The 22,432-nt window shown below is 59.1% G+C and carries 23 protein-coding genes and 1 pseudogene; 14 read left to right on the forward strand and 10 right to left on the reverse strand.

The window, feature by feature from the left end; all coding sequences use genetic code 11:
- Nucleotides 1-13: 13 nt before the first annotated feature.
- Nucleotides 14-712: a 7-cyano-7-deazaguanine synthase QueC gene (queC, locus tag GWQ44_RS25230; protein WP_275928507.1), complete on the reverse strand. Its 699-nt coding sequence runs from the start codon at nucleotides 710-712 to the stop codon at nucleotides 14-16.
- 119 nt (nucleotides 713-831) lie between these two features.
- Nucleotides 832-1,386, reverse strand: a complete 555-nt coding sequence (locus GWQ44_RS25235) for a cytochrome b (RefSeq protein ID WP_275928508.1) — start codon at nucleotides 1,384-1,386, stop codon at nucleotides 832-834.
- Between the two features lie 283 nt (nucleotides 1,387-1,669).
- Between GWQ44_RS25235 and tssI the strand changes: the two genes are divergently transcribed.
- Genes tssI through GWQ44_RS25250 form a run of 3 tightly spaced genes read left to right on the forward strand, consistent with a single transcriptional unit; the run spans nucleotide 1,670 to nucleotide 5,171 of the window.
- Nucleotides 1,670-3,754 (forward strand): type VI secretion system tip protein VgrG, encoded by a 2,085-nt coding sequence (gene tssI, locus GWQ44_RS25240; protein ID WP_275928509.1) that lies wholly within the window; start codon nucleotides 1,670-1,672, stop codon nucleotides 3,752-3,754.
- A complete protein-coding gene (locus GWQ44_RS25245; protein WP_047305995.1) occupies nucleotides 3,751-4,329 on the forward strand; it encodes a DUF4123 domain-containing protein in 579 nt (192 codons plus the stop codon). Before tssI ends, GWQ44_RS25245 begins: the two co-directional genes overlap by 4 nt.
- Complete coding sequence (locus tag GWQ44_RS25250; RefSeq protein WP_275928510.1) at nucleotides 4,329-5,171, forward strand: hypothetical protein; 843 nt, start codon at nucleotides 4,329-4,331, stop codon at nucleotides 5,169-5,171. The genes GWQ44_RS25245 and GWQ44_RS25250 overlap by 1 nt, the downstream gene beginning before the upstream one ends.
- A gap of 151 nt (nucleotides 5,172-5,322) precedes the next feature.
- On the opposite strand, the gene GWQ44_RS25255 is transcribed toward GWQ44_RS25250, so the two are convergent.
- The gene (locus GWQ44_RS25255) at nucleotides 5,323-5,634 is read right to left on the reverse strand and encodes a hypothetical protein (protein ID WP_275928511.1); all 312 of its coding nucleotides are present in this window, start codon (nucleotides 5,632-5,634) and stop codon (nucleotides 5,323-5,325) included.
- Between the two features lie 67 nt (nucleotides 5,635-5,701).
- Between GWQ44_RS25255 and GWQ44_RS25260 the strand changes: the two genes are divergently transcribed.
- The 6 genes from GWQ44_RS25260 to GWQ44_RS25285 all read left to right on the forward strand — a co-directional run bounded on the left by GWQ44_RS25260 (nucleotide 5,702) and on the right by GWQ44_RS25285 (nucleotide 10,465).
- The gene (locus GWQ44_RS25260; RefSeq protein WP_275928512.1) at nucleotides 5,702-7,084 is read left to right on the forward strand and encodes a hypothetical protein; all 1,383 of its coding nucleotides are present in this window, start codon (nucleotides 5,702-5,704) and stop codon (nucleotides 7,082-7,084) included.
- Between the two features lie 4 nt (nucleotides 7,085-7,088).
- Entirely contained in the window at nucleotides 7,089-8,003 is a 915-nt protein-coding gene (locus GWQ44_RS25265; protein WP_275928513.1) for a hypothetical protein, read from the forward strand.
- The gene (locus tag GWQ44_RS25270) at nucleotides 8,000-8,563 is read left to right on the forward strand and encodes a hypothetical protein (RefSeq protein ID WP_275928514.1); all 564 of its coding nucleotides are present in this window, start codon (nucleotides 8,000-8,002) and stop codon (nucleotides 8,561-8,563) included. Before GWQ44_RS25265 ends, GWQ44_RS25270 begins: the two co-directional genes overlap by 4 nt.
- Nucleotides 8,564-8,582: 19 nt before the next feature.
- Complete coding sequence (locus GWQ44_RS25275; protein ID WP_241774772.1) at nucleotides 8,583-9,482, forward strand: hypothetical protein; 900 nt, start codon at nucleotides 8,583-8,585, stop codon at nucleotides 9,480-9,482.
- A gap of 43 nt (nucleotides 9,483-9,525) precedes the next feature.
- A complete protein-coding gene (locus GWQ44_RS25280) occupies nucleotides 9,526-9,795 on the forward strand; it encodes a PAAR domain-containing protein (RefSeq protein WP_179599925.1) in 270 nt (89 codons plus the stop codon).
- 397 nt (nucleotides 9,796-10,192) lie between these two features.
- Nucleotides 10,193-10,465 carry a hypothetical protein gene (locus tag GWQ44_RS25285; RefSeq protein WP_103740492.1) on the forward strand — a complete coding sequence of 91 codons (273 nt, stop codon included), beginning with the start codon at nucleotides 10,193-10,195 and terminating at the stop codon, nucleotides 10,463-10,465.
- A 140-nt stretch (nucleotides 10,466-10,605) separates the two neighbouring features.
- Here GWQ44_RS25285 and cyoE read toward each other — a convergent pair whose 3' ends face one another.
- Genes cyoE through cyoA form a run of 5 tightly spaced genes read right to left on the reverse strand, consistent with a single transcriptional unit; the run spans nucleotide 10,606 to nucleotide 15,430 of the window.
- Complete coding sequence (cyoE, locus tag GWQ44_RS25290; protein ID WP_016964602.1) at nucleotides 10,606-11,493, reverse strand: heme o synthase; 888 nt, start codon at nucleotides 11,491-11,493, stop codon at nucleotides 10,606-10,608.
- Nucleotides 11,494-11,503: 10 nt separating this feature from the next.
- Nucleotides 11,504-11,833, reverse strand: coding sequence for a cytochrome o ubiquinol oxidase subunit IV (gene cyoD / locus GWQ44_RS25295; protein ID WP_016964601.1), 330 nt, complete (start codon nucleotides 11,831-11,833; stop codon nucleotides 11,504-11,506).
- Nucleotides 11,834-12,460 (reverse strand): cytochrome o ubiquinol oxidase subunit III, encoded by a 627-nt coding sequence (locus GWQ44_RS25300; RefSeq protein WP_011063285.1) that lies wholly within the window; start codon nucleotides 12,458-12,460, stop codon nucleotides 11,834-11,836.
- A gap of 3 nt (nucleotides 12,461-12,463) precedes the next feature.
- On the reverse strand, nucleotides 12,464-14,482 hold the full coding sequence (gene cyoB, locus GWQ44_RS25305; RefSeq protein WP_016964600.1) for a cytochrome o ubiquinol oxidase subunit I: 2,019 nt from the start codon (nucleotides 14,480-14,482) through the stop codon (nucleotides 12,464-12,466).
- A gap of 3 nt (nucleotides 14,483-14,485) precedes the next feature.
- On the reverse strand, nucleotides 14,486-15,430 hold the full coding sequence (gene cyoA / locus GWQ44_RS25310) for a ubiquinol oxidase subunit II (RefSeq protein ID WP_016964599.1): 945 nt from the start codon (nucleotides 15,428-15,430) through the stop codon (nucleotides 14,486-14,488).
- Nucleotides 15,431-15,457: 27 nt separating this feature from the next.
- Between cyoA and GWQ44_RS30820 the strand changes: the two are divergent.
- A pseudogene (locus tag GWQ44_RS30820) lies at nucleotides 15,458-15,652 on the forward strand (hypothetical protein); the annotation flags it as partial.
- 573 nt (nucleotides 15,653-16,225) lie between these two features.
- Here the strand turns inward: GWQ44_RS30820 and GWQ44_RS25315 are convergent.
- Complete coding sequence (locus GWQ44_RS25315) at nucleotides 16,226-16,735, reverse strand: disulfide bond formation protein B (RefSeq protein WP_275928515.1); 510 nt, start codon at nucleotides 16,733-16,735, stop codon at nucleotides 16,226-16,228.
- A gap of 306 nt (nucleotides 16,736-17,041) precedes the next feature.
- Nucleotides 17,042-18,223, reverse strand: coding sequence for an NO-inducible flavohemoprotein (gene hmpA / locus GWQ44_RS25320; RefSeq protein ID WP_275928516.1), 1,182 nt, complete (start codon nucleotides 18,221-18,223; stop codon nucleotides 17,042-17,044).
- A gap of 156 nt (nucleotides 18,224-18,379) precedes the next feature.
- Here hmpA and norR point away from each other — a divergent pair, with 156 nt between their 5' ends.
- From norR to GWQ44_RS25340, 4 genes are all read left to right on the forward strand, one after another.
- Nucleotides 18,380-19,972: a nitric oxide reductase transcriptional regulator NorR gene (gene norR, locus GWQ44_RS25325; protein WP_275928517.1), complete on the forward strand. Its 1,593-nt coding sequence runs from the start codon at nucleotides 18,380-18,382 to the stop codon at nucleotides 19,970-19,972.
- 182 nt (nucleotides 19,973-20,154) lie between these two features.
- Nucleotides 20,155-21,057 (forward strand): chemotaxis protein, encoded by a 903-nt coding sequence (locus GWQ44_RS25330; RefSeq protein ID WP_047306001.1) that lies wholly within the window; start codon nucleotides 20,155-20,157, stop codon nucleotides 21,055-21,057.
- Nucleotides 21,058-21,060: 3 nt separating this feature from the next.
- Nucleotides 21,061-21,549, forward strand: a complete 489-nt coding sequence (locus GWQ44_RS25335) for an N-acetyltransferase (RefSeq protein ID WP_103740496.1) — start codon at nucleotides 21,061-21,063, stop codon at nucleotides 21,547-21,549.
- 125 nt (nucleotides 21,550-21,674) lie between these two features.
- Nucleotides 21,675-22,424, forward strand: a complete 750-nt coding sequence (locus GWQ44_RS25340; RefSeq protein ID WP_275928518.1) for a YkgJ family cysteine cluster protein — start codon at nucleotides 21,675-21,677, stop codon at nucleotides 22,422-22,424.
- Nucleotides 22,425-22,432 lie beyond the last annotated feature (8 nt).

Raw genomic sequence — 22,432 nt, forward strand, 5'->3', positions numbered from 1 at the left:
GACATCTATATCTTTATTTCAGAGCCATTTTGCTTTTCAAGCTATTCATCACTTCGGCTTTATTTTCCAAGTAACTGTTCAAGCCTCTTGCACGAAGGTTGCAAGCATCACAATTAGCACAACCACTTCCAATGACACCGTTATAGCAAGTCAGTGTTTGCTCACGAATCAGCTCCAACCGGTTGTGGTAGTCCGCCAGCGCCCAAGTCTCTGCCTTGTTTAGCCACATCAACGGGGTTTCAAGGCGCAGCCGGTACTCCATTCCCAATTCAAGGGCCTTGTTCAAGGCTTTCACGAACTCGTCCCGACAATCGGGGTAACCGGAAAAGTCCGTCTCACACACACCGGTAATGACAGTCTCAGCCTTTACTTGATAGGCATATATAGAAGCCAAAGTTAAAAATAGAATATTTCTTCCTGGCACAAAAGTGCTCGGCAAGCTTTCACCGGAACTGTTTACCGTCGGAACGGGAATATTGTCCCGGGTAAGGCTACTGATCGCCAACTCATTCAACAACGAAGCGTCCAGTACCTTGTGAACTGTCGCCCCCAATTGTTTGGACAGTCTCTGTGCCGTTTCAATTTCCGCGTGATGACGCTGACCATAGTCAAACGTAATACAGTGCACTTCGTCATAAACCGGCAGTGCATGGAGCAAACAGGTTGTTGAGTCCTGCCCGCCACTAAAAACGACAACGGCTATTTTTTTCATCATTCTGCTTCCTGCAAAGGTTGAGTCACTTGTAAGGTTTGAACAGCCCAATGGCGGACTGTGGATAAACAACCCCGCCCTTCTCTAGAAGACGGGGTTTTCTCTGCTCGGACGATCACTCAAGCCGAGGTCGTGCGACCGGCCATGCGCCGCAGGATATGCCCCTGGCCTTTGACGCAATGCAGGATCACCGCCGCCACATGACCGGCGATCAGTACCAGCAAGGTCCAGCCCAGCAGGCTATGGAAGCTGTTGCCCAGGTCGGTCATCCACTGGATCTTCGGCCCTTCGAAGCCGCTCATTACCGGCAGCCCGAAGGCGGAAAACGCTCGCCCGGAGCCGTACTGGCGCAGCAGCCCGAGAAACGGAATGGCGAACATCCCGGCATACAGCAGCCCATGCCCCAGACGCGCGGCCAGGTTCAGGCTCGGCGGGCGCCGATGGCGGTTCAATAGGCTCCAGAGCAGCCGCACCAGCAACAGCCCCATCAACAGCAGCCCGACTTGCTTGTGGGTCGGCCAGAGGAACTTGTCCAGTGCCGAATCCTCCAGCAGGTAATGGGCGGCGGTCGAGCAATAGATCCAGGCAAAGGCCAGCGCCATGGCCCAGTGCAACCCACGACTGACCGCGCCGTAACGCGCCTTGGAGTCGTTCATTTCAATACGGCTTTGCATGACATCCACTCAGGCTAAATCAACGAACCGGCAATTTTACCCGGCCAAGCGATCGTACTGGGCCGAAAAACTTTAAGGAATGTGTGACTCCACATTTGGTGGGGCGATTGCTCCACACGAGGCTTCGTCATCGAAAACGTCAACATCAAGCCAGAAATTTCAAATAATTTTCCAGACCAGTCCCATATAAACCTCGTTGCACCCTTTGCTAGGTTGAGCGCCACTTTGCACCCGGGCCAGGTACGGCGCGGGTCTGGCCTCTCTCACGCTTAAGGATGAGCCTATGTTCGCGCCGGCCGACACTGCGCATTTCGTGCTGTCCATCCCAGCCGTTCGCCACGACTTCAAGGTGCTGGCCTTTAAGGGTCGCGAAGCCATCAGCGAGCTGTATGCCATCCACATCGAACTGGTTTCTGACAACCCCCGTGTCGATCTGGAGAGCCTGCTCAACCAGCCGGCGTTCTTACAGTTCGGTCTCAAGGGCGAAGGCATCCATGGCCTGATCGACGACATCGAAATCGGCGACAGCGGCAAGCGCATGACCCGCTATCAACTGATCCTGCGCCCTCACCTGTACCAGTTGCAGCACCGTCACAACCAGCGGGTCTACCAGAACCTGACGGTGCCGCAGATCATTGCCAAGGTGCTCAAGGAGCACGGCATACTCGCCGACCAATACCGTTTCAACATCGCTCCCAAGCCTTCAGTACCCAGGGTGTATTGCGTGCAATATGGGGAGACGGATTTCCAGTTTCTGCAACGCCTGTGCTTTGAAGACGGCATTCACTGGCACCACGAACACAGCCTCGACCAGCACCTGCTGGTGTTTTCCGACAACCAGACCGACTACCCGATCCTGCCCACCGCGCGCTATCAGCAGGACAGCGGCCTGGCCGCCGAAGACCCGGTGGTCAACCATTTCGCGGTGCGTTTCAGCACCCGCACCAGCCAGGTGGTGCGTCGCGACTACAACCTGAAAAAACCCGATCCGCGCAGCGCCTCAAGCGGCGCTCCACTCGATCCGGTGCCCAGCACCTTGCATACCGGGGCACGCAGCGAAACCACCCCGGAGCTGGAAGACTATCGCTACCCCGGCCGCTACAGCACCGGCGCGGTGGGCAAGCAGTTGAGCCAGATCGCCCTCGAAGGTCACCGCGCCGACTACCAGTTGGCCAAGGGACAAAGTGATCTGTCGAACTTGCGCTGCGGCCATCTGGTCTCCCTCAGCGAACACCCACGCAGCGAATACAACCAGATGTGGCTGCTGGTGAGCGTTGAACATGAGGGTCGCCAACCGCAGGTGCTGGAGGAGTCGGTCACCAGCGACGAGCGCCACGGCGGCTTCACCCAGGGCTACCGCAACCGCTTCAGCGCCATCCCCAGCGAAACATTCTTCCGCCCCCAAGAGCCGGCCCCCAAGCCGCGACTGAGCAGCCAGACCGCGCTGGTGACCGGTCCTGCGGGCGAAGAAATCTGGTGTGACGAATTCTCGCGGATAAAGATTCAGTTTCATTGGGACCGCGAAGGCGAACGCAACGACTTCTCCAGTTGCTGGGTGCGGGTGGCCACCAGCTGGGCCGGTGAAGGCTTTGGCCACGTGGTGATCCCGCGGATCGGCATGGAAGTGCTGGTGAGCTTTATCGGTGGTGATCCCGAGCAGCCCCTGGTGACCGGCTGCGTACCGAATCAGCACACTCCCGTGCCCTATCCGCTGCCAGCGAACAAAACGCGCAGCGTGTTCAAAAGCAACAGTAGTCCAGGCGGAGGCGGCTACAACGAGTTGCGCATCGAAGACCGCAAAGGCCAGGAAGAGATCTACGTTCACGCACAGAAAGACCAGACCATCCATGTCAATAACGACGAGACAGTCTCTATTGGCAATGACCAGACTATTGGTGTGGTGCGTGATCGCATCACCTCCATCGGTCAAGACGAAACCAATACGGTCAGCCGCAATCGCAAGGAGCACATCCGTCAGGATGTGTTCATCACCATTGATCGCAACGAAGTCCGCAAGATCGGAAACACCCTCAAGGAAGACATCACCGCCAGCCATTGGGTGACTGTCGGTGAAAACGAAAAAATCGTGATAGAGGGCGTGCAGTCCATCGAAGCCAGGACGGCCCTGCGCACCTTGACCCGGGAATATCAACTGCAAGGTACCGAGCGCATTCTGATTCGTGGGCCGGCAGGAAAGATCGTGCTCGATGCCAGCGGTATCACCCTGGAGGCGCCCAACATCCGGCTCAAGGGCAACGTGAGCATCGTCGCCCCCGCCGGTGACCAGGTCCAAGCCATTGAGGCCGCGATCAACCAAGGTTCTGCGTTGATCGAAGAGTGCCCCTTCGCCAGGGGGGACAAAGCATGAGTGCCTATCAACACCTCGATGACCTTGGCCTGCTCAGGCCTGCAAACAGCCCATCCGCTTTCGTTCTGGTCGAAGCATCGGCCGAGCGCAATCTGCTCGCCCGCCTGGAGTTCCATGGCGTCGCCCACCGTTCACTGTGGCGTCTGGAATCGCTCAGTGGCCTGGAGCAACATGCGCCGTACCTGTGCCAGGTCGAGCGGGGCAGCGATTTTGATGACTGGCTGGGCGAACACTACGACAGGCTGGCCTTGACCTGGCTGTTCAGCCGACGGCCTTTCCCGGAGCTCTGGCAACACCTGCGACGCTTCAGCAAGTTCGAAGATCAGGGCCGTTTCTTTTTCCTGCGCCTGGGCCATCCGGACGCGCTGCACACCTACGTGGCCTCGCTCTCTCACGCCCCAGAACCCCTGGCACGACTGTTTGCCGAGGGCGGCATTGAAGCACTGTATTTTCATGGGCCACACAGCGGCTTGTCGCGGCGGGTGCAACCCCTGTTCGAACAGCAAGGCGACAGCGCTGCCACATTCGATGGTTGTCTGGTCTGGCATGAAGTGACGGCGAAGGGGGAAAGCTGATGCCCCTGAACACCTTGAACCTAAGCGCGATGGAGCGCATCGAGCGCGAACAGGCGAACCGCAGGCTGACGTGCTATTTGTGCGAGACCCTGGCAGCCGTCATACCCCGCATCCCCAGCAAGCCGGACTGCATACAAGGTTTGGTCAACCAGGCTGGCGTTGATGCCACAGCCGCCGGCTACGATCAGGGTAAGGCGTACAGCAGCCACATCACCTTGAGTGTCCTGCTGGGGCTGCACTGGGAACGTGATCCGACCTACGCACAGGTTGCTCTCATCCTCGAAGACCCAGGCATGGAACAGGACGTGCGCCTGGACATGGCGGTCAATACCGCGATCAAGCTGCGTCGGCAGCTTGAGTCCGTGCAGTGCTCGATGCATGAGGTGACCCTCGACATCCTGTCCATTCCCAGCGAAAAACTCGGTCACGACGCTATCTGGTCGGCGTTTCAGCGACTAGCGGCCTTGCGCGGCGTGCTCAAGGCGGCGGAGGTCCTACAGCTGTTCATGTTGTACGAAGCCGATGCCTGCGAGTTTCTCGGATTGGCTCCCATCAAGCGCAAGGCGCTGACCGCCTACGAGTACCGGATCTACCAGGAGATGGGGCTGCCCGTGCCGCTGCCTACCGATGAGCTGCACGGCGTGGCGCGTACCAGCCTGGTGCTGTTGACACACCACCTGTTATTGGCGGCGAGCTTCGGTCGCTTCTACCACCTCAATCCGCTGCTTAAAACCCTGCACCGCGCACTCGACCCAGTCACCAACCTGCCTGCCCGAAGCCATGCCTTGGCGACCTTCCTGCGCCAGCACCAGAACGTCCTGATGGAGGCCGACCATGGCTGAGAACCCCGTCAACGCCAGCTACGAAAAACTCGCCCAGGACGCAATGAATAACCAGGCACCGCGCCCCAGGATCGTGTGCGCAGCTTGCACCGAACTGGGGGTTCCATTCGCCCTCAACGGCCCATCGGGGCCCCGAGATGCGGACCTGCTGTTAGGCATCCCGTCCCACGAGAAGGCGGCCACCAGCGACTGGTTTACCCGCAACCCGTGGATTAAGGACAAGGTTCAGAACTTCCGGGATGCCTACTTGTTGCAGGTCATCGACAGCCTGGGAGCGACCCGTGGCGATGCCTATCTGGCCGAGCTCTATGCCTTTGTCGCAGCCAAGGGTTACGAGTTCGTCTGCCTGGACGACGAGATGGACACCGAGGACTACGTCACCCCGCACTTCTGGGCGCAAGTCCTCGGCATCCGTCCAACGCCGCCGAACATCGCTTGCGGCAATGGCAACTTCGTCTTCCATGATCAGCGGATCTATTTCTGGACCTTTACCAGTGCCCGCTGTGCCGACGACCGAGCCATCGGTGCCTATGGCAGAACGCTCTGCGCTGCCCAGTTTCAACTGGACTATCAGCGGTCAGTACGACCCGGCCAAAGCGGCCGAGGATCTGGCCCGGCACCTGCAGCGAGCCAAGGACATCGACAAGACCTGGATGAAGGTCTTCGCCGTTACCGAGATCGTCTTTGGCGTCCTGGCCTTGATTCCGGTGGTGGGTATCGCGACCCGCGGTCTGTTCGGAGGCTACAAGGCCATTCGCTACACCATCGCCGCCATAGACACGGCGCTGGCCTTGAATGCCATCGGCAGCGGCAGCACCAAGCTGATCACCGGTGAAAACATCGACGTTGGGGAAAAGCTCTTCGCCAGCCTGGGACAGCTTGCCGACCCCAAGGATGGCGCAGAGCGCGGACGTCAGGTGTTCATGTTCATCAACCTGGTCATGTTGACCCCCGCGGCCTTTGGCGGGGCGCGTTGGATCTTGCGCAAGATACGCCGCGACGCTCCAGCCTCGGCCGCACTCAATGTCCAGGTCCTGAGCGAGGAGCAACGCAAGCGCCTGGGCGGCCACACCTCGGCAGAGCCCCTGGCCATCGAACTGCGCGGCAGCAAGCGCGAAGGTGGCTACAGCGCCAGGAACAGCGATCACCAGACGGGCGGCGGCGACTGGTTCGACCGCCCCTCGCTGGACACCAACAGCAGCCAGGTTGGCTACAGCTCCCCCATGGGCAAAGCCAACTACGCGGTCATGTCCAACACCTTGCGCAACCGACTCACCATGTTGATCGTGCAACACTGCGGCAGCCTCAAGGTGGTGGGCAGAGTCGGCAAGATCGTCGGTGATGCCGGAGAGGAAGCCTTTGCTGCGGCCCTGATCGAAAAATGGGGCGTGCAGCCCAAACGCATTCTTGGCTACAGCGACAACGCCCAAGTCCCCAACCGCTTCGGCTTGTCGAACAAGATGGGCCATGGACTCGACATGCTGGTGTGGGTGCCACCACCGCCCTCGATCACCGTACGCGTCCCTACCGATGCCGAGCGGCATTTTATTGATGGAGTCAAAGGTACGGCGCCGACCAAGACCTTGAACTTTACCGAAGATACGTTGCTGGTGATTGAAGTCAAAGCGACGCTGGGGGGGATAAAGACGTCGGGGTTTAATAAGACGCAGAAGGATGGTGGGGTGCAAAAAATGAAGGAATTGAGAAAGAAAATTCAGTTGACCCGAGAAGGATGGACACCTGAAAAAATGGCGGAAATGGATCCAAATTACACAGAAAAAATTTTAGCCATTGATAGTGCCCTAATAAATGGAAGGCTTGAGTACTTCCATGCACAAGTCTTCTTCGACTCGCAGGGGGCGTTAAACAAACTAGTTGGAGAAGGCTCCGGCTTACAACTCAATACGTGGTGAAAAAATGGCAAAAAACACTATAGATAGATTGGATGAAAGCCTGCGCAAAGTAAATAAATGGGCATCTGGAGGCTCTTTACCCACAATATCTTTTGAGGAGTATCTTGAAGGTCTTGGAAATATTGGCTTGGCTGTAAGTGGATTATCGGGATTGTTTGTATTAGGAATGCAAGAAATACAACAAAGCCTACTGGCTGCTCGCGCAGGACAATCACATTTAGCCAGCCGACATATGGCCTATGGTTTTGCACGCATGTTGTATGCGGAAACAATCGATATAAAAAGATTGAAAGGTACTAATCGTGAATCAGCTGGCGATCTAGATGGTGCCACTCATCTGATGCTAGGTGCTATTGCAACGGGGCGCCCCGAACTTGTCAAACCCTATCATGAGGTGTTGTTTGCTGGCATTGAAGAAGGTTATGGCATCCGCAATGGTCACAACTTACCCCTCAGTTCCACCCTGCGCTACGCCGCCTTCGGCCTGAGCATTATCGGCGACTGGCTGGGCCAACCCCTCGATCTGGAAAAACACGCCCTACCCCGTGACCTGGCCTGGGGACAATTGGTGGCCAACTGGCGCAATCCCGATCCCGAAGTGCTGCTACCTGCGCTACTGCTGGCTTGCGATACCCACGTCGAGCGCATTGCCTTGACCGAGCGCGAGGATGACAGCGGAAAGTTTGAATTCGGTTCGGTTTTCCTGGCTGTTCATCCCACCGAAATCCTCGCTGTCTTGTGTCTGCGTGATTTGCTTGGCCTGCCTAATCCCAAAGAAATCGACCACCCCTTGATGAAGACGCCTTATGCCGCGATCACTTGCCTGCCGGGGGCCGTCACCGAGCGCGACAAATTGCTGGAGCAGTTTCTGGCTGTTGTACGTCAGCGCGATCCTCAGGTTTTACCAGTGGGGTTGTGAATGCAGATGTCGCAGCACTGATCGAAAAGTGGGGTGTGCCGCCCAAACGCATTCTTGGCTACAGCGACAACGCCCAAGTCCCCAACCGCTTCGGCTTGTCGAACAAGATGGGCCATGGCCTTGACATGCTGGTTTGGGTACCGCCACCGCCCTCGATCACCGTACGGGTCCCTACCGATGCCGAGCGGCATTTTATTGATGGAGTCAAAGGTACGGCGCCGACCAAGACCTTGAACTTTACCGAAGATACGTTGCTGGTGATCGAAGTCAAAGCGACGCTGGGGGGAATAAAAACGTCGGGGTTTAATAAGACGCAAAAAGATGGTGGGGCGAAGAAAATAGAAAAACTAATGGAAACTATAGAACAAAAACAAAAGGGGTGGACTCCCGAAAAAATGGCAGAAGTTGACCCAAGTGCGAATAATAAAATGAGAGCAATTAGGCGCGCGCAACGCGACGAAAAAATTGAATACCTTCACGCACAGATATTCTTCGACTCTCAAGGAGGCTTGAACAAGCTGGTTGGCGAGGGCTCCGGATTACAACTCAATACGTGGTGAAAAAATGGCAAAGAGCACTATGAGTAGATTAGAGAAAAGTCTACGTAGAACAAAAGAATGGGCATCAGGGCGTTCTTTTCCGACAACTGATTTTGAGGAATACCTAGAAGGCCAGGGAGATGTTAGGGCTGCTGTTGATGGCGTTTTCGGACTATTTGCATTAGGAATGCAGGAGGTCAATCAAAGTCTTCTAGCAGCTGGGAGAAACCAATGGAATTTGGCTAACCTGCATATGGCTTTCGGCTTCACACGTATGTTGTATGCGAAAACAATTGATATAAACAGCGTGAAAGGCACTAATCGAAAAATAATTGGCGGATTGGACAGCGTTACTCACCTGATGTTAGGTGCTATCGCAATGGGACGGTCGGAGTTTGTGCAACCTGCTCATAAAATATTGTTCGCCGGTATTGAAGGTGGTTATGGCATTCGTGACGGTCATGACCTTCCCCTAGGCACCACTCTGCGCTACGCCGCCTTCGGTCTAAGCATTATCGGCGACTGGCTGGGTCAACCCCTTGATCTTGAAAAGCACGCCTTGCCCCGTGACGTGGCTTGGGGGCAACTGGTCGCTCACTGGCGCCATCCCGACCCCGATGTATTGCTATCTACGCTACTGCTGGCCTGCGATACCCACGTGGAACGCATCGCGCTGACAGAACGCGAAAGCGACAGCGGAAAGTTTGAATTCAGCTCTGAATTTTTGGCCGTACACCCCACCGAAATCCTCGCTGTCTTGCGTCTGCGTGATTTGCTTGGCCTGCCTAACCCCAAAGAAATCGACCATCCCTTAATGAAGACGCCTTACGCCGCGATCACTTGCCTGCCGGGCGCCGTCACCGAGCGCGACGAGTTGCTGGAGCAGTTTCTGGCCGTTGTGCGTCAGCGTGATCCGCAGGTTTTGCCGGCGGGGTTGTGAGCGATGGGTACACGACAACACCTTCAATGAAAAGGAGGCAAACATGTCCGGACGAGGCGCAATCCGCTTGGGCGACAATCACTCAGGCGGGGGAGCCATGATTGAGGCCAGCGGCTTTCCGGTGAATGGCATTGCCCAATGCCTGCTCGGCGATAAAGCCCTTTGCCCGACCCACCTGGGTACTTATGCCCTGGTGTCCGGTGGTGATGGCAGCGCGATCCATAATGGCCGCCCGATGGCATTTGAACCCGCGACGCTCGCCTGTGGCTGCAGCGTCACGTCCTCTTGTACAGCCCAATATGCGAAGGCCTGAGGGAGCCCACTCATTGATGAGAAATACAGTCGATGCCCGCTGCGAAAACGTGGCTCCAGACAAGGTATCGCACTCAGTTTCACGGACGTCCTGCTTTTACATTTCGGAAAAACACGGCTCTTGCGGTGACGAACTGGCATCCATAAAGTGACGCCCGTCGCTGCCAATTCAGCGACCTGACTTGGCCGTCAGCATTCCCGTAACGCACAGGCGCTCACCAAACGAAAGGCAAGCGCTTTTTTTGCGCCTGCGCGTTTGTGTTATGGCGACTGTGCGTGGGACACCTTCGGGTGTGCCGGGATGTTTCGGGCCCGGTCGGCCAACCCGCGTACAGTTGACACCCTCCTTTGCTTGGCCGCGAACGGTGGTAACTCCCGAAACGATGGAGTGTTACCCAATGGATTACCAAGCTTTCACCTCTTCCAACACCACCAACCACGCCGTTGCCTTTATCAACCCTCAAGCGCCCTTGCTTGATCTGCTGACCTACGCCGGCTTGCGCATCCGCGCTGCCCGCGACCTGCTGGACAGTGTCTCCGGCATGACCCGCCGCAACGCCGACGACCTCGATCTGATGCGTTTCTCCAGTGTGGCCACCTTGTTGTTGCAGGACGGATGCGACGTGTTGCACGTAGCAGAACAACAAGCAATGGATTTACCTGAGCCTTAACGCCGGTGGCCTTGCGACAGTGGCGATGAAAAGCGCGGCAGCGTAAACCTTAATCGTCACCCAGAATGAGTTACTCGTTCACGTATGTAAAAAGCCCCGCGCTCCTTACGAAGGCGGGGCTTTTCTGTGGCCTGGACAGCTTAGTGTGCGTAGGTCAGCAACAACTCGGTCGGGGCCTTGAAATCCACCGACATCATCACGCTCAGCGCGGTGATGGTGAAGATCGAGAACACGAACAGCTTGCGCGCCCACACGGTGTCATCCACCGCCTTGTAGCCGGTCCAGGCCATGTACAGCCAGTACATGCCCATCGCCGCCGCTACCGCCAGGTAGCTCATGCCGGCGTAACCGCTGAAGGTCAGCATCAGGGTCGCCACCAGGAACGCCAGGATGTAGAGCAGGATGTGCTTCTTGGCCACGCGAATCCCGCGTTTTACCGGCAGCACCGGAATCGATGCGGCCAGGTAATCGTTGAAGCGGAAGATTGCGATGGCGTAGGAATGCGGCATCTGCCACAGGCTGAACATCACCAGCAGGGTCAGCGCGGCCATGTCGAAGGTGTTGCTCACAGCCACATAACCGATCACCGGCGGCATGGCCCCGGACAGACTGCCCACCAGCGTGCCGTGAACCGACTTGCGCTTGAGGTACAGGCTGTACAGGCCGACGTAGATGACAAAGCCGATTACCGCGAACAACGCGGCCAACGGGTTGGCCACGTAGTACAGCAGGGCGACGCCGGCGATCCCGAGGAGGGAGGCATAGACCAGGGCCGCTTCCAGGGAGATCAGGCCCTGGACCAGCACGCGGTTCTTGGTGCGCTCCATCTTCAGGTCGATGTCACGGTCGATGCAGTTGTTGAACACGCAACCGGAGGCTACCACCAGCGAGGTGCCGATCATGGCGGCCAGGAAAATGGCCAGATCGACATGCCCTTTCGAGGCCAGGAAAAACCCGCCTGCCACAGAAAGCACGTTACCGAAAATGATCCCCGGTTTGGTGATTTGGATAAAGTGCTTGAGCGACATCGGGTTTACCTCACTTGGCCATCATGACGGTGTGGATGCTGAACATGATCCACAACGACAGACCAACCAGCAGAACAATGACCAGCGCCGCGAAAATAAACGCGATGACGTTGTTACGCTGCGCCGCGGAACGGTCCAGATGGAGGAAGTACACCAGGTGAACGATCACCTGGATGACCGCGAACGCCAGGACGATCCACAGGGTCACGTCTTTAGGCAACGACGGGTACATCACCAGGCCGAACGGGATCAGTGTCAGGATGACCGACAGGATGAAGCCGATGGCGTAGGACTTGACGCTGCCGTGACCGGCTTCGTCGTGGGAGTGTGTGTTGGCCATTTACATAGTCCCCATCAGGTAAACAACGGTGAATACGCAGATCCACACCACGTCCAGGAAGTGCCAGAACAGGCTCAGGCAGCTCAGACGGGTCTTGTTGGTCGCCGTCAGGCCGTTTTTCTGCACCTGATACATCATGATCGCCATCCAGATCAGACCGCTGGTCACGTGCAGACCGTGGGTGCCGACCAGGGTGAAGAACCCGGACAGGAAGCCGGAACGGCTAGGGCCGTAACCTTCGGAGATCAGCAGGTGGAACTCGTTGATCTCCATGCCGATGAAGCCCAGGCCGAACAGGAAGGTCATGGCCAGCCAGCCCAGTACCTGCTTCTTGTTGCCCCGGAAGAACGCCAGCATGGCGAAGCCGTAGGTGATCGAACTGAACAGCAGCAGAGCGGTTTCGCCCAGTACGTAAGGCAGTTCGAAGATGTCGTGGCCCGACGGGCCACCCGCTACGTTGTTAACCAGTACCGCGTATACCGCGAAGATCGACGCAAACAGAATGCAGTCGGTCATCAGGTAGAGCCAGAAACCGAATACGGTCATCTCGCCCGAGTCGTGGTGATGGTCATCGTGCCCATGGTCATCGACATGGGCGTGTCCAGCATTGGTCACTAAGTTCGACATGGATTAAGCCTGTTCCAACGAGGTTTCAACACGGGTAGCCGGGATCTTGTTCTCCGATACCAGACGCTTGTGCTGCTCGGCTTCGATGCGTTCGATCGTCTCGACCGGCACCATGTAGCCTTGATCATCACGGGCAGCGTGGATCGCGAAATAGATCACGGTGCCGGCCAGGCTTGCGATGGCCAGCCACCAGATGTGCCAGATCATGGCGAAACCGAACACGGTCAGCAGAGCCCCCATGACCACACCGGTAGCGGTGTTGTTGGGCATGTGGATCGGCTGGTAGCGGCCAGGCTGCGCGTAGGCAGTGCCGTTTTCCTTGGCTTCGGTGAACGGGTCGATGCCTTCGGCTTTCGGCAGTACCGCGAAGTTGTAGAACGGCGGAGGCGACGAAGTCGACCATTCCAGGGTGTGGGCGTTCCAAGGGTCGCCGGACACACACATGTTCTGCTTGCGGTCACGCACGCTGACGTACAGCTGGATCAGCTGGCAGGCGATGCCCACGGCGATCATCAGCGCACCCACCATGGCCACGTACAGGTATGGCACCCACTCAGGGTTGGTGGTGGCGTTCAGACGACGGGTCATGCCCATGAAGCCCAGTGCGTAGAGCGGCATGAAGGCAACGAAGAAGCCCGAGATCCAGAACCAGAACGCAGCCTTGCCCCAACCTTCATGCAGCTTGAAGCCGAAGGCTTTCGGGAAGTAGAAGCTGAAGCCGGCGATGTAGCCAAATACCGCGCCGCCGATGATCACGTTGTGGAAGTGCGCGATCACGAACAGGCTGTTGTGCAGCACGAAGTCCGCACCCGGGATGGCCAGCAGTACGCCGGTCATGCCGCCGATGGCGAAGGTCACCATGAAGCCCAGGGTCCACAGAACCTGGCTGGTGATGCGCAGACGGCCGTGATAGATGGTGAACAGCCAGTTGAACAGCTTCACCCCGGTCGGAATCGAGATCAGCATGGTCGCCAGGCCGAAGAAGGCGTTGACGCTGGCCCCCGAACCCATGGTGAAGAAGTGGTGCAGCCAGACCATGAAGCCAAGGATCGAGATCGCGCCGGAGGCGTAGATCATCGAGTGGTGGCCGAACAGGCGCTTGCCGGAGAAGGTCGAGATCACTTCGGAGAAGATACCGAACGCCGGCAGGATCAGGATGTACACCTCGGGGTGACCCCAGGCCCAGAACAGGTTCACGTACATCATTGGATTGCCACCAAGTTCATTGGTGAAAATGTGGAAATCCATGTAACGGTCAAGCGTCAGCAGTGCCAGGGTGGCGGTGAGGATCGGGAACGAAGCCACGATCAGCACGTTGGCCCAGGTGCAGGTCCAGGTGAAGATCGGCATGTCCATCATCTTCATGCCAGGGGTACGCATTTTCAGCACGGTGGCCAGGAAGTTGACCCCCGTCAGCGTTGTCCCCAGACCCGATAGCTGCAGCGCCCAGATGTAGTAGTCCACACCCACGCCCGGACTGTATTGCAGGCCCGAAAGCGGCGGATAGGCAACCCAGCCGGTCTTGGCGAATTCGCCAACGCCCAGGGACAGGTTGATCAGCACCACGCCCGATACCAGCAGCCAGAAGCTCAGGGAGTTGAGGAACGGATAGGCCACGTCACGCGCGCCGATCTGCAGCGGCACGACCAGGTTCATCAGGCCGGTGAAGAAAGGCATCGCCATGAAGATGATCATGATCACACCGTGGGCGGTGAAGATCTGGTCATAGTGTTCAGGCGGCAGGTAGCCAGGCGAACCCTCGGTGGCCATGGCCAGCTGGGTACGCATCATGATGGCGTCGGCGAAGCCACGCAGCAGCATGACCATGGCGACGATGATGTACATCACACCGATTTTCTTGTGGTCGACGGACGTCAGCCACTCGGTCCACAGGTAGGTCCACTTCTTGAAGTAGGTGATTGCCGCGAACAGCGCCAGACCACCGAGCAGAATCATGGCAACGGTCACCATGACGATCGGCTCGTGGAACGGTATCGCTTCCAGACTTAATTTACCAAACATCGTTTACTCCTCTGCCCCGGCAGCTGAATGCGAACTCACGTCCATCCCTTCGGTTGCGGCCACTTCCTTTTCTTTCTTCTCGTGCTTGAGCGGCTTGCCCGGTTTCATGCCTTCATACTTGTCGATGACGGTCTGGAACAGGTTTGGCGCGTAAGCGGAGTAGAGCTCGACAGGATTGTTCTGGCTCGGCTTGGAAAGGGCTTCGTATTCAGCGGTATCCAGCTGTTTAGGTGCCTTCTTGACTTCGTTTACCCAGGCGTCGAAATCTTCCTGACTGGTAGCGATCGCTTTGAACTTCATGCCGGTGAAACCCGCGCCGCTGTAGTTGGCGGAGATACCTTCAAGTTCGGTGTTCTGGTTGGCAATCAGGTGCAGCTTGGTGGTCATGCCCGCCATGGCGTAGATCTGGCCGCCCAGGCCCGGGATGAAGAACGAGTTCATCACGGTGTCGGAGGTGACACGGAAGTTCACCGGGGTATGGGCCGGGAACACGATCTTGTTGACGGTGGCGATGCCCTGGTCGGGGTAGATGAACAGCCACTTCCAGTCCATGGCCACCACCTCGATGGTGACCGGCTTGACGTCGGATTCGATCGGGCGATAAGGGTCCAGGGCGTGGGTCGACTTGTAGGTGACATAACCCAGGGCAATGATGATCAGCACCGGAACCAGCCACACCGCGATCTCGATCTTGGTGGAGTGGGACCACTTCGGCGCGTAGGTCGCGTCCTTGTTCGAGGCGCGATATTTCCAGGCGAAGGCGAAGGTCATGAGAATGACCGGCACAACCACCAGCAGCATCAGAATGGTTGCCGTGATGATCAGGTTTCGTTCATCCAGACCAACCTGACCTTTGGGATCAAGCAAGGTCCATTTGCAGCCTCCCAGCATTAACATGCCGAGCAGCGGCAATAAGCCTAGTAATCTGGGGTACCTGTTTTTACTCATCTCACGACCTCTAAAGCAGCTTGCGCAATGCAGTTGGGTTTTGATCGCCAACACTTCACCCTGCCAAGGGTTGGCATTTTTCTTCAATTGAATAAGGGCCTGCCCGTTGCGTTAAACGCTCAACGACACATCCCGGGCTAGCAGTGGTTCTTATTCGATCTCGTGGTCAAAGGCCTTGTTACAGACCAATTCCATTTGGTGCGGAAGTTTGGAAGGCGCCGACACCCGCAGTCGCACGGAGCGCTCAATCCGCCCCTCGACCGTCCTCGTGTGCTCAGGGATGAGCAGCGTCGGAAATTCAGTGCGTGCGATTGTAGATATGTCGCGTTTCATAAACCATGTCTTATCCCGAAATAATTTTTATCCCGGGGCGCAACAATCCCTCACGATTATTGCGATGGATCGCAACTATATCGATTTTCATTCTCAATAAAAAGCCGCAAAAGAGACTCCCAACGCCCCCTTTCAACCGGCTGAACAAGCCGCTGAAAGCCGCCTTGGATGGGGCTTCAACCCCCGTAAAACGGGCTTTGTGAAGAGTTGTATAGATAGCAGGCTATGGATTTAACCCAGCCTGGCGATTTACACAAAATGACAGACTTCAGGGGAACCGACAGCCCGCTCAGCAGTCTGTTATCGGCCTCCCTCCGGCCCTGTGCGACCGCGACAGTGTGACAACATGTCGCACTTTTACCGCCCCTTCCCTTGCTGCACATCACGGACTTTTCAAGCGCTGGATGAGCGACATGAAAAAGCCCCGGCCCCTGTTGAGGGACCGGGGCTTTTCCGGGTGAATCAGTAGGTTTTCTTGCGGTTGCGAACCACGCCCAGGGGCACCAGGATCACCGTCAGCACGAACGCCAGCAGTGCCCATTGCGCCAGGGACAGGCCCAGGATCGGCGGATAGGGCGTGGAGCAGAAACCGTCCACCTGGAAGACCAGGGGAAAGATGCTCGCCAGCGGCAGACTGTCGACAAAGGGCTGCAGCACATCGATGCCGCAGCTCACCGCCGGATAGAACTGGGTGTACACATGGTGCCCGGCCACCCCGGCCCCCGCGATGGCGCTGATGACCACCAGGGTCTCCATCACCGTCACCGCACGTCGCGAACTCAGGGCCGCCCCGATAAAGGCGAACAGAGCGATCAGCAGCAAGGCATAGCGTTGCAGGATACACAGCGGGCAAGGCGCCTCGCCCAGCACCACCTGCAGGTACAGGGCCCCGCCGATCAGCGCCAGGCAGATAATCCCCAGCAGTACCAGGAAGCGCCGTTCACGTCCTAAACGCAGTCTGTCGTCACTCATCCCTATTCCTTTTTCTGTTGTCTGCTCAACCGGCGTGGCCGTGCTTGTCACGCGGGTTGAATTGCGAAGTTGATCTGATTGCCATCGGGTGCCCGGAAGTCTACACGCTGATCATGACCTTTGAATGCATGGCATCGCAGGCAACACCCAAGGTTTACGGGCCTGGGGGACACATGAATGAAAGGGCCGGCATGGCAGCGCCATCCCGGCATCGAGGGGGGAATTAACGTCAGGCAGGTTAAGCAAGGATTAACAAGCCAGCCCCGTTGCAGGGCCGGCTTGTGCTGGCAGGCGCCGACGGTTGGGTTATTCCAGGGCCGCCGCCGGGCCGAAGAACTCATAACGGCTCTGTTGCTCGGGAATGCCCAGGGCCTTGAGGTGGCGCTTGATGGCCGCCATGAAGCCCTTGGGACCGAGGAAGTAGGCGTCCAGATCTCGCTGCTGCGGCAACCAGTCGGCCAACTGCTCCCGGGTCAGCAGCCCCAGTTTGTCCGCCGCCGGGCTGACGCCGTCGTCCTCGGCATAACAGTAGAAGCGCTTGAGCTGTGGATAACGCTGGGCCAGTTCATCGACCCAGTCACGGAACGCATGCACCTGGCCATTGCGCGCGCAGTGGATGAAATGCACCGGGCGCTCGGTGGCCAGCGCCGCCTCCAGCATCGGCAGGGTTGGGGTGATGCCCACGCCGCCACTGATCAGCACCAGTGGCTTGTCGCTGGGCTGCAAGGTGAACTCGCCGGCCGGCGGGAACAGCATGATGCGCGTGCCCACCACGCATTGGTCGTGCAGGTAGTTGGACACCACGCCCCCGGGTTCGCGCTTGACGCTGATGCGGTACTGCCCCTGGTTGGAAAGTGCCGACAGGGAGTAGTTGCGCCGCACCTCCTGCCCGTCAATGAACAGCTGCAAGCCGATGTACTGGCCCGGCTCGGCGGCGAGGATCGGCCCCTGATCCAGCGGCTCCAAATGCAAGGAAGTGATTTCCGCGCTCTCCTGCACCTTCTGCACCAGCTTGAATGCCCGCGCGCCGCGCCAGCCGCCCGGAGCCTGGGCCTTCTGCTCGTAGATCGCCGACTCGGCACCGATCAGGATATCCGCCAACTGGTTATAGGCCGCGCCCCAGGCAGCGATCACTTCAGGAGTGGCAATCTCGCTGCCCAGCACTTCGGAAATGGCCCGCAACAGGCAGCCCCCCACAATGGGGTAATGCTCCGGCAGGATCTGCAGGGCCACATGCTTGTTGATGATCTTGGCCACCAGATCCCCCAGTTGATCCAACTGGTCGATGTGCCGGGCATACATCAGTACCCCGTTGGCCAGGGCGCGGGGCTGATCGCCACTGGCCTGGTGGGCCTGATTGAACAGCGGGCGCACCTCGGGGTACTCGGACAGCATCATCCGGTAGAAGTGGGTAATCAGGGCTTCGCCACCGCTTTCCAGCAGGGGCACAGTGGCTTTGATGATGGCGCGATCTTGAACGCTTAGCATAAGGACAACTCCTGGACTTTATGACTGCTTGCAGGTTTCCCTTATCCAGTCAGTTTTCATGCCAAGATTAAAATTCATATAAATCAACAACTTAAAATTAAGTTAGTCATAAAGACAGCATTGCACTTATAGTCATTAAGACTAGACGGAGTCATTATGACCGCAAAATCCCTGCTCACGACCCTGCTCCCCCTGGTGACCGACCTGTCCCGGGAACTGCCCGAGGGCGAACGTTACCGCCGCCTGCTGGAAGCCTTGCGCGCCCTGCTGCCCTGCGACGCCGCCGCGCTGCTGCGTCTGGATGGCGAATGGCTGGTGCCGTTGGCGGTGGACGGCCTGAGCACCGACACCCTGGGCCGCCGCTTCAAGGTCAGCGAGCACCCACGCTTTGCCGCCCTGCTCGCCAGCCCGGGCCCGACCCGTTTTGCCAGCGACAGTGAGCTGCCCGATCCCTATGACGGCCTGGTGGACGGTCTTGACGACCACCTGGAAGTGCATGACTGCATGGGCTGCCCGCTGTTCGTCGATGAGCGGCCCTGGGGCCTGCTGACCCTCGATGCCCTGGACCCGCAGCGTTTCGAGCCCATCGAGCTCGACGCCCTGCAAGCCTTCGCCAGCCTCGCCGCGGCCACCGTCAGTGCCGCCGAGCGCATCGAACGCCTGGCGCTGCGGGCCGAAAACGAGCATCAACGGGCCGAGGTCTATCGCCAGGCCAGTGGACAAAACCGCGAGATGATCGGCCAGAGCAAGGCCCACAAGCGCCTGCTGGAAGAAATCAGCCTGGTGGGCGGCAGCGACCTGACGGTACTGATCACCGGTGAAACCGGCGTCGGCAAGGAGTTGGTGGCCCAGGCCATTCACGCCGCCTCGCCCCGGGCCGAACAGCCGATCATCAGCCTCAACTGCGCGGCCCTGCCCGACACCCTGGTGGAAAGCGAACTGTTCGGCCACGTGCGCGGCGCCTTCACCGGCGCCACCCAGGATCGGCGGGGCAAATTCGAGCTGGCCAATGGCGGCACGCTGTTTCTCGATGAGGTGGGCGAACTGTCGCTCACGGTCCAGGCCAAACTGTTGCGGGTATTGCAGAGCGGACAATTGCAGCGCCTGGGTTCGGACAAGGAGCATCAGGTGGACGTGCGCCTGATCGCCGCCACCAACCGCGACCTGGCCGAAGAAGTGCGCAGCGGACGCTATCGCGCCGACTTCTACCACCGCCTCAGCGTCTACCCGCTGCGGGTGCCGGCCCTGCGCGAGCGGGGCCGGGACGTGCTGCTGCTCAGCGGTTACTTCCTTGAGCAGAACCGTTCGCGCATGGGCCTGGGCAGCCTGCGGCTGAGCGCCGATGCGCAGCAGGCGCTGCTGGGCTACCACTGGCCGGGCAACGTTCGCGAGCTGGAGCACCTGATCGGCCGCAGCGCCCTCAAGGCCTTGGGCAACCGCCGCGAACGACCGAGGATTCTCAGCCTGGATGCCGCCGACCTGGACCTGCCGCGGATCAGCGAGAAAGCGCCGGACATCGCCGAGCTAACCCTTGACAGCACCCTTGACAGCACCCTTGACACCACCCTTGACACCGCCCCATCGGCGCCCCTCCATGGCGACCTGCGCCAGGCCACCGAGCACTATCAACGCCAACTGATCAACGCCTGCCTGGAACGGCACCAGCACAACTGGGCCAGTGCCGCCCGTGAGCTAGGCTTGGACAGAGCCAACCTCAGCCGTCTGGCCAAGCGCCTGGGCCTGCGCTAGGCACCAGGGTTGGGCGCAGGAGCTGGCTTGCCAGCGAAGGGCAGAGCACGGATCCACTGCACCGCCCTGCACCGACGGAAAGCAGGAACACCGCTAAAGCCTGCCCTGAATACGTCGATAACCCGTTATCAATGGTGTTGCGTGGGTCGAGCCACACGCCAACTTTTTCAGAGAAGGTTTTTATGTCCTCCAACAAAGCCCGCGCAGATTCGCTTTCGCTTCTGCTGTTTACCTTGCGCAGCGGCAAGCTGATGGCAATCAACCTGCTTAAAGTCAGTGAAATCATTCCCTGCCCGCCGCTGACCAAGCTGCCGGAATCCCACCCCCATGTGAAAGGCATCGCCACCCTGCGCGGCAACTCGCTGTCGGTGATCGACCTGAGCCGGGCCATTGGCGAACGCCCTCTGGCCGACCCCGACAGCGGCTGCCTGATCGTCACCGACGTCAGCCGCTCCAAGCAGGGCCTGCACGTGCAGGCGGTGAGCAAGATCGTGCATTGCCTGACCACCGATATCCGCCCGCCGCCCTTCGGTTCCGGCGGTATCAAGTCCTACATCACCGGCGTGACCCAGGTGGACGGCACCCTGGTGCAGGTGCTGGACATCGAGAAGGTGATCCACGGCATTGCCCCGGCCCAGATCGAGATGGCGCCCACCGAGCTGAGCATGGAAGACGCCGAAGCCCTGGGCAACGCGCGGATCCTGGTGGTGGACGACAGCCAGGTGGCGCTGCAGCAATCGGTGCACACCCTGCGCAACCTCGGCCTGCAGTGCCACACCGCCCGCAGTGCCAAGGAGGCTATCGACTGCCTGCTGGAACTGCAGGGCACGGCCAACGAAATCAACCTGATCGTCTCGGACATCGAGATGTCGGAAATGGACGGCTACGCCCTGACCCGGACCCTGCGGGAAACCCCGGACTTCGCTCACCTCTACGTGTTGCTGCACACCTCCCTGGACAGCGCCATGAACAGTGAAAAAGCGCGTCTGGCCGGGGCCAATGCGGTACTCACCAAGTTCTCCTCGCCGGAACTGACCCGCTGCCTGATCGACGCTGCCAAAACCATCGCCACCCAGGCGGCCTGAGCCATGAGCGAGATCCACTGCCTGCTGCTGCGTCGCGATCTCTCCCGCCCGCAGGCCGTCCCGCAGTGGCCGCCCGGGGTCACGGTGCTGCACTACCAGCCCGAGCTGGCCGCCCAGGTGCATCAGCTGATGCACCTGGGCTACCAGGACGGCGGCGGCAGCGTGCCGACGCTGGACCGCTGGCGCCAGTCATTCGAGAACGATGCCGAATACGATCCGCAACTCTGTCTGCTGGCCCGCGATGCCAGCGGACTGATCGGGGTCGCCCAATGCTGGACCAGTGCCTACATCAAGGATCTGGTGGTGCATCCCCGCGCCCGTGGCCAGGGCGTGGGCCGGGCCCTGCTGGAGCAGGCCTTCGTGATGTTCGCCGAACGCCGGGAAGGCTTCGTCGATCTGCGGGTTCTGGAAGACAACCGGCGAGCCCGCCGTTTGTATGAAAGCGCCGGCATGCAGATCCTGCGTCGCGAGCGCGTGCCCCAGGGTTCCTGAACACCGGCACGACCCACGCCGCCAGCCGCGGAGGGTGGCGTGCAACTTGCTTGGCCCCTGCTCCAGCCGCGCCGACGTGTTTTTTTCGACGCCATCCCCATCGCCCCAGAAGGGTTCCCCGATCCATGAACACCCAGTTTTCCTGCGTTGGTTGCGGCAAGTGCTGCAGCGATCACCACGTGCCCCTGACCCTCACGGAAGCCCGGGCCTGGGCGGCTGACGGCGGTCAGGTGATCGTCCTGGTGGAAGCCTTTCTCGGCAATGGCCTGGGCCTGCCGGTGGCGCAGCGCGAACATGCGCAACGCCGTTCCTGCCGGGTGCTCAGTGGCAGCGCCGAGGCCTATGTGGCGATCACTTTCGCCGCCTACAACGTCGGCCCCTGCCGGAATCTTGACGAAGAGTCGCGCTGTCGCATCTACGCGCGGCGACCGCTGGTGTGTCGCATCTATCCGATGGAAATCAACCCGCACATTCCGCTCAACCCACTGGCCAAGGAGTGCCCGCCGCACTCATGGGAACAGGGCCCGCAACTGATCCTCGGCGGAGAACTGGTGGACCAGGAGCTGGCGGAGCTGATCGCGCGCTCGCGCCAGGCCGACCGTGACGACATCCACACCAAGGAAGCCATCTGCGCCTTGCTGGGGATACGCACCACGGCTCTCAAGGGCGACGGTTTCACTGCTTACCTGCCCGAGATGAACGCCCTGGCCGACGCCATCGACCAGGTCCGCGCCGCTCCCCCGCAGAGCGCGAGCCAGCCTTGGCGCTTTCACCTGTCCGGCGACGACATCGCCAGCCAGGTGCTGGCCGCCGGTGCCCAGGTGGTCAGCACTGCCGGCCAGGACTACGCCTTCATCTCCCTGCGCGCCGCCTGAACCAACGG

Origin of the sequence: Pseudomonas sp. 3MA1 (assembly GCF_029237275.1) — a bacterium.
GTDB lineage: Bacteria > Pseudomonadota > Gammaproteobacteria > Pseudomonadales > Pseudomonadaceae > Aquipseudomonas > Aquipseudomonas fluorescens_AP.

Bases quoted from the DNA above. Each gene is read 5' to 3' on its own strand.
- GWQ44_RS25335 (WP_103740496.1), top strand. From the start codon at position 21,061: ATGAGCGAGATCCACTGCCTGCTGCTGCGTCGCGATCTCTCCCGCCCG.
- cyoE (WP_016964602.1), bottom strand. From the start codon at position 11,493: ATGTCGCTCAAGCACTTTATCCAAATCACCAAACCGGGGATCATTTTC.
- GWQ44_RS25285 (WP_103740492.1), top strand. From the start codon at position 10,193: ATGGATTACCAAGCTTTCACCTCTTCCAACACCACCAACCACGCCGTT.
- GWQ44_RS25275 (WP_241774772.1), top strand. From the start codon at position 8,583: ATGAGTAGATTAGAGAAAAGTCTACGTAGAACAAAAGAATGGGCATCA.
- GWQ44_RS25280 (WP_179599925.1), top strand. From the start codon at position 9,526: ATGTCCGGACGAGGCGCAATCCGCTTGGGCGACAATCACTCAGGCGGG.
- cyoA (WP_016964599.1), bottom strand. From the start codon at position 15,430: ATGAGTAAAAACAGGTACCCCAGATTACTAGGCTTATTGCCGCTGCTC.
- GWQ44_RS25260 (WP_275928512.1), top strand. From the start codon at position 5,702: ATGGCAGAACGCTCTGCGCTGCCCAGTTTCAACTGGACTATCAGCGGT.
- hmpA (WP_275928516.1), bottom strand. From the start codon at position 18,223: ATGCTAAGCGTTCAAGATCGCGCCATCATCAAAGCCACTGTGCCCCTG.
- cyoD (WP_016964601.1), bottom strand. From the start codon at position 11,833: ATGGCCAACACACACTCCCACGACGAAGCCGGTCACGGCAGCGTCAAG.
- cyoB (WP_016964600.1), bottom strand. From the start codon at position 14,482: ATGTTTGGTAAATTAAGTCTGGAAGCGATACCGTTCCACGAGCCGATC.
- GWQ44_RS25340 (WP_275928518.1), top strand. From the start codon at position 21,675: ATGAACACCCAGTTTTCCTGCGTTGGTTGCGGCAAGTGCTGCAGCGAT.
- GWQ44_RS25300 (WP_011063285.1), bottom strand. From the start codon at position 12,460: ATGTCGAACTTAGTGACCAATGCTGGACACGCCCATGTCGATGACCAT.
- norR (WP_275928517.1), top strand. From the start codon at position 18,380: ATGACCGCAAAATCCCTGCTCACGACCCTGCTCCCCCTGGTGACCGAC.
- GWQ44_RS25245 (WP_047305995.1), top strand. From the start codon at position 3,751: ATGAGTGCCTATCAACACCTCGATGACCTTGGCCTGCTCAGGCCTGCA.
- GWQ44_RS25255 (WP_275928511.1), bottom strand. From the start codon at position 5,634: ATGGAAGACGAAGTTGCCATTGCCGCAAGCGATGTTCGGCGGCGTTGG.
- GWQ44_RS25235 (WP_275928508.1), bottom strand. From the start codon at position 1,386: ATGCAAAGCCGTATTGAAATGAACGACTCCAAGGCGCGTTACGGCGCG.
- tssI (WP_275928509.1), top strand. From the start codon at position 1,670: ATGTTCGCGCCGGCCGACACTGCGCATTTCGTGCTGTCCATCCCAGCC.
- GWQ44_RS25250 (WP_275928510.1), top strand. From the start codon at position 4,329: ATGCCCCTGAACACCTTGAACCTAAGCGCGATGGAGCGCATCGAGCGC.
- GWQ44_RS25330 (WP_047306001.1), top strand. From the start codon at position 20,155: ATGTCCTCCAACAAAGCCCGCGCAGATTCGCTTTCGCTTCTGCTGTTT.
- GWQ44_RS25315 (WP_275928515.1), bottom strand. From the start codon at position 16,735: ATGAGTGACGACAGACTGCGTTTAGGACGTGAACGGCGCTTCCTGGTA.
- queC (WP_275928507.1), bottom strand. From the start codon at position 712: ATGAAAAAAATAGCCGTTGTCGTTTTTAGTGGCGGGCAGGACTCAACA.
- GWQ44_RS25265 (WP_275928513.1), top strand. From the start codon at position 7,089: ATGGCAAAAAACACTATAGATAGATTGGATGAAAGCCTGCGCAAAGTA.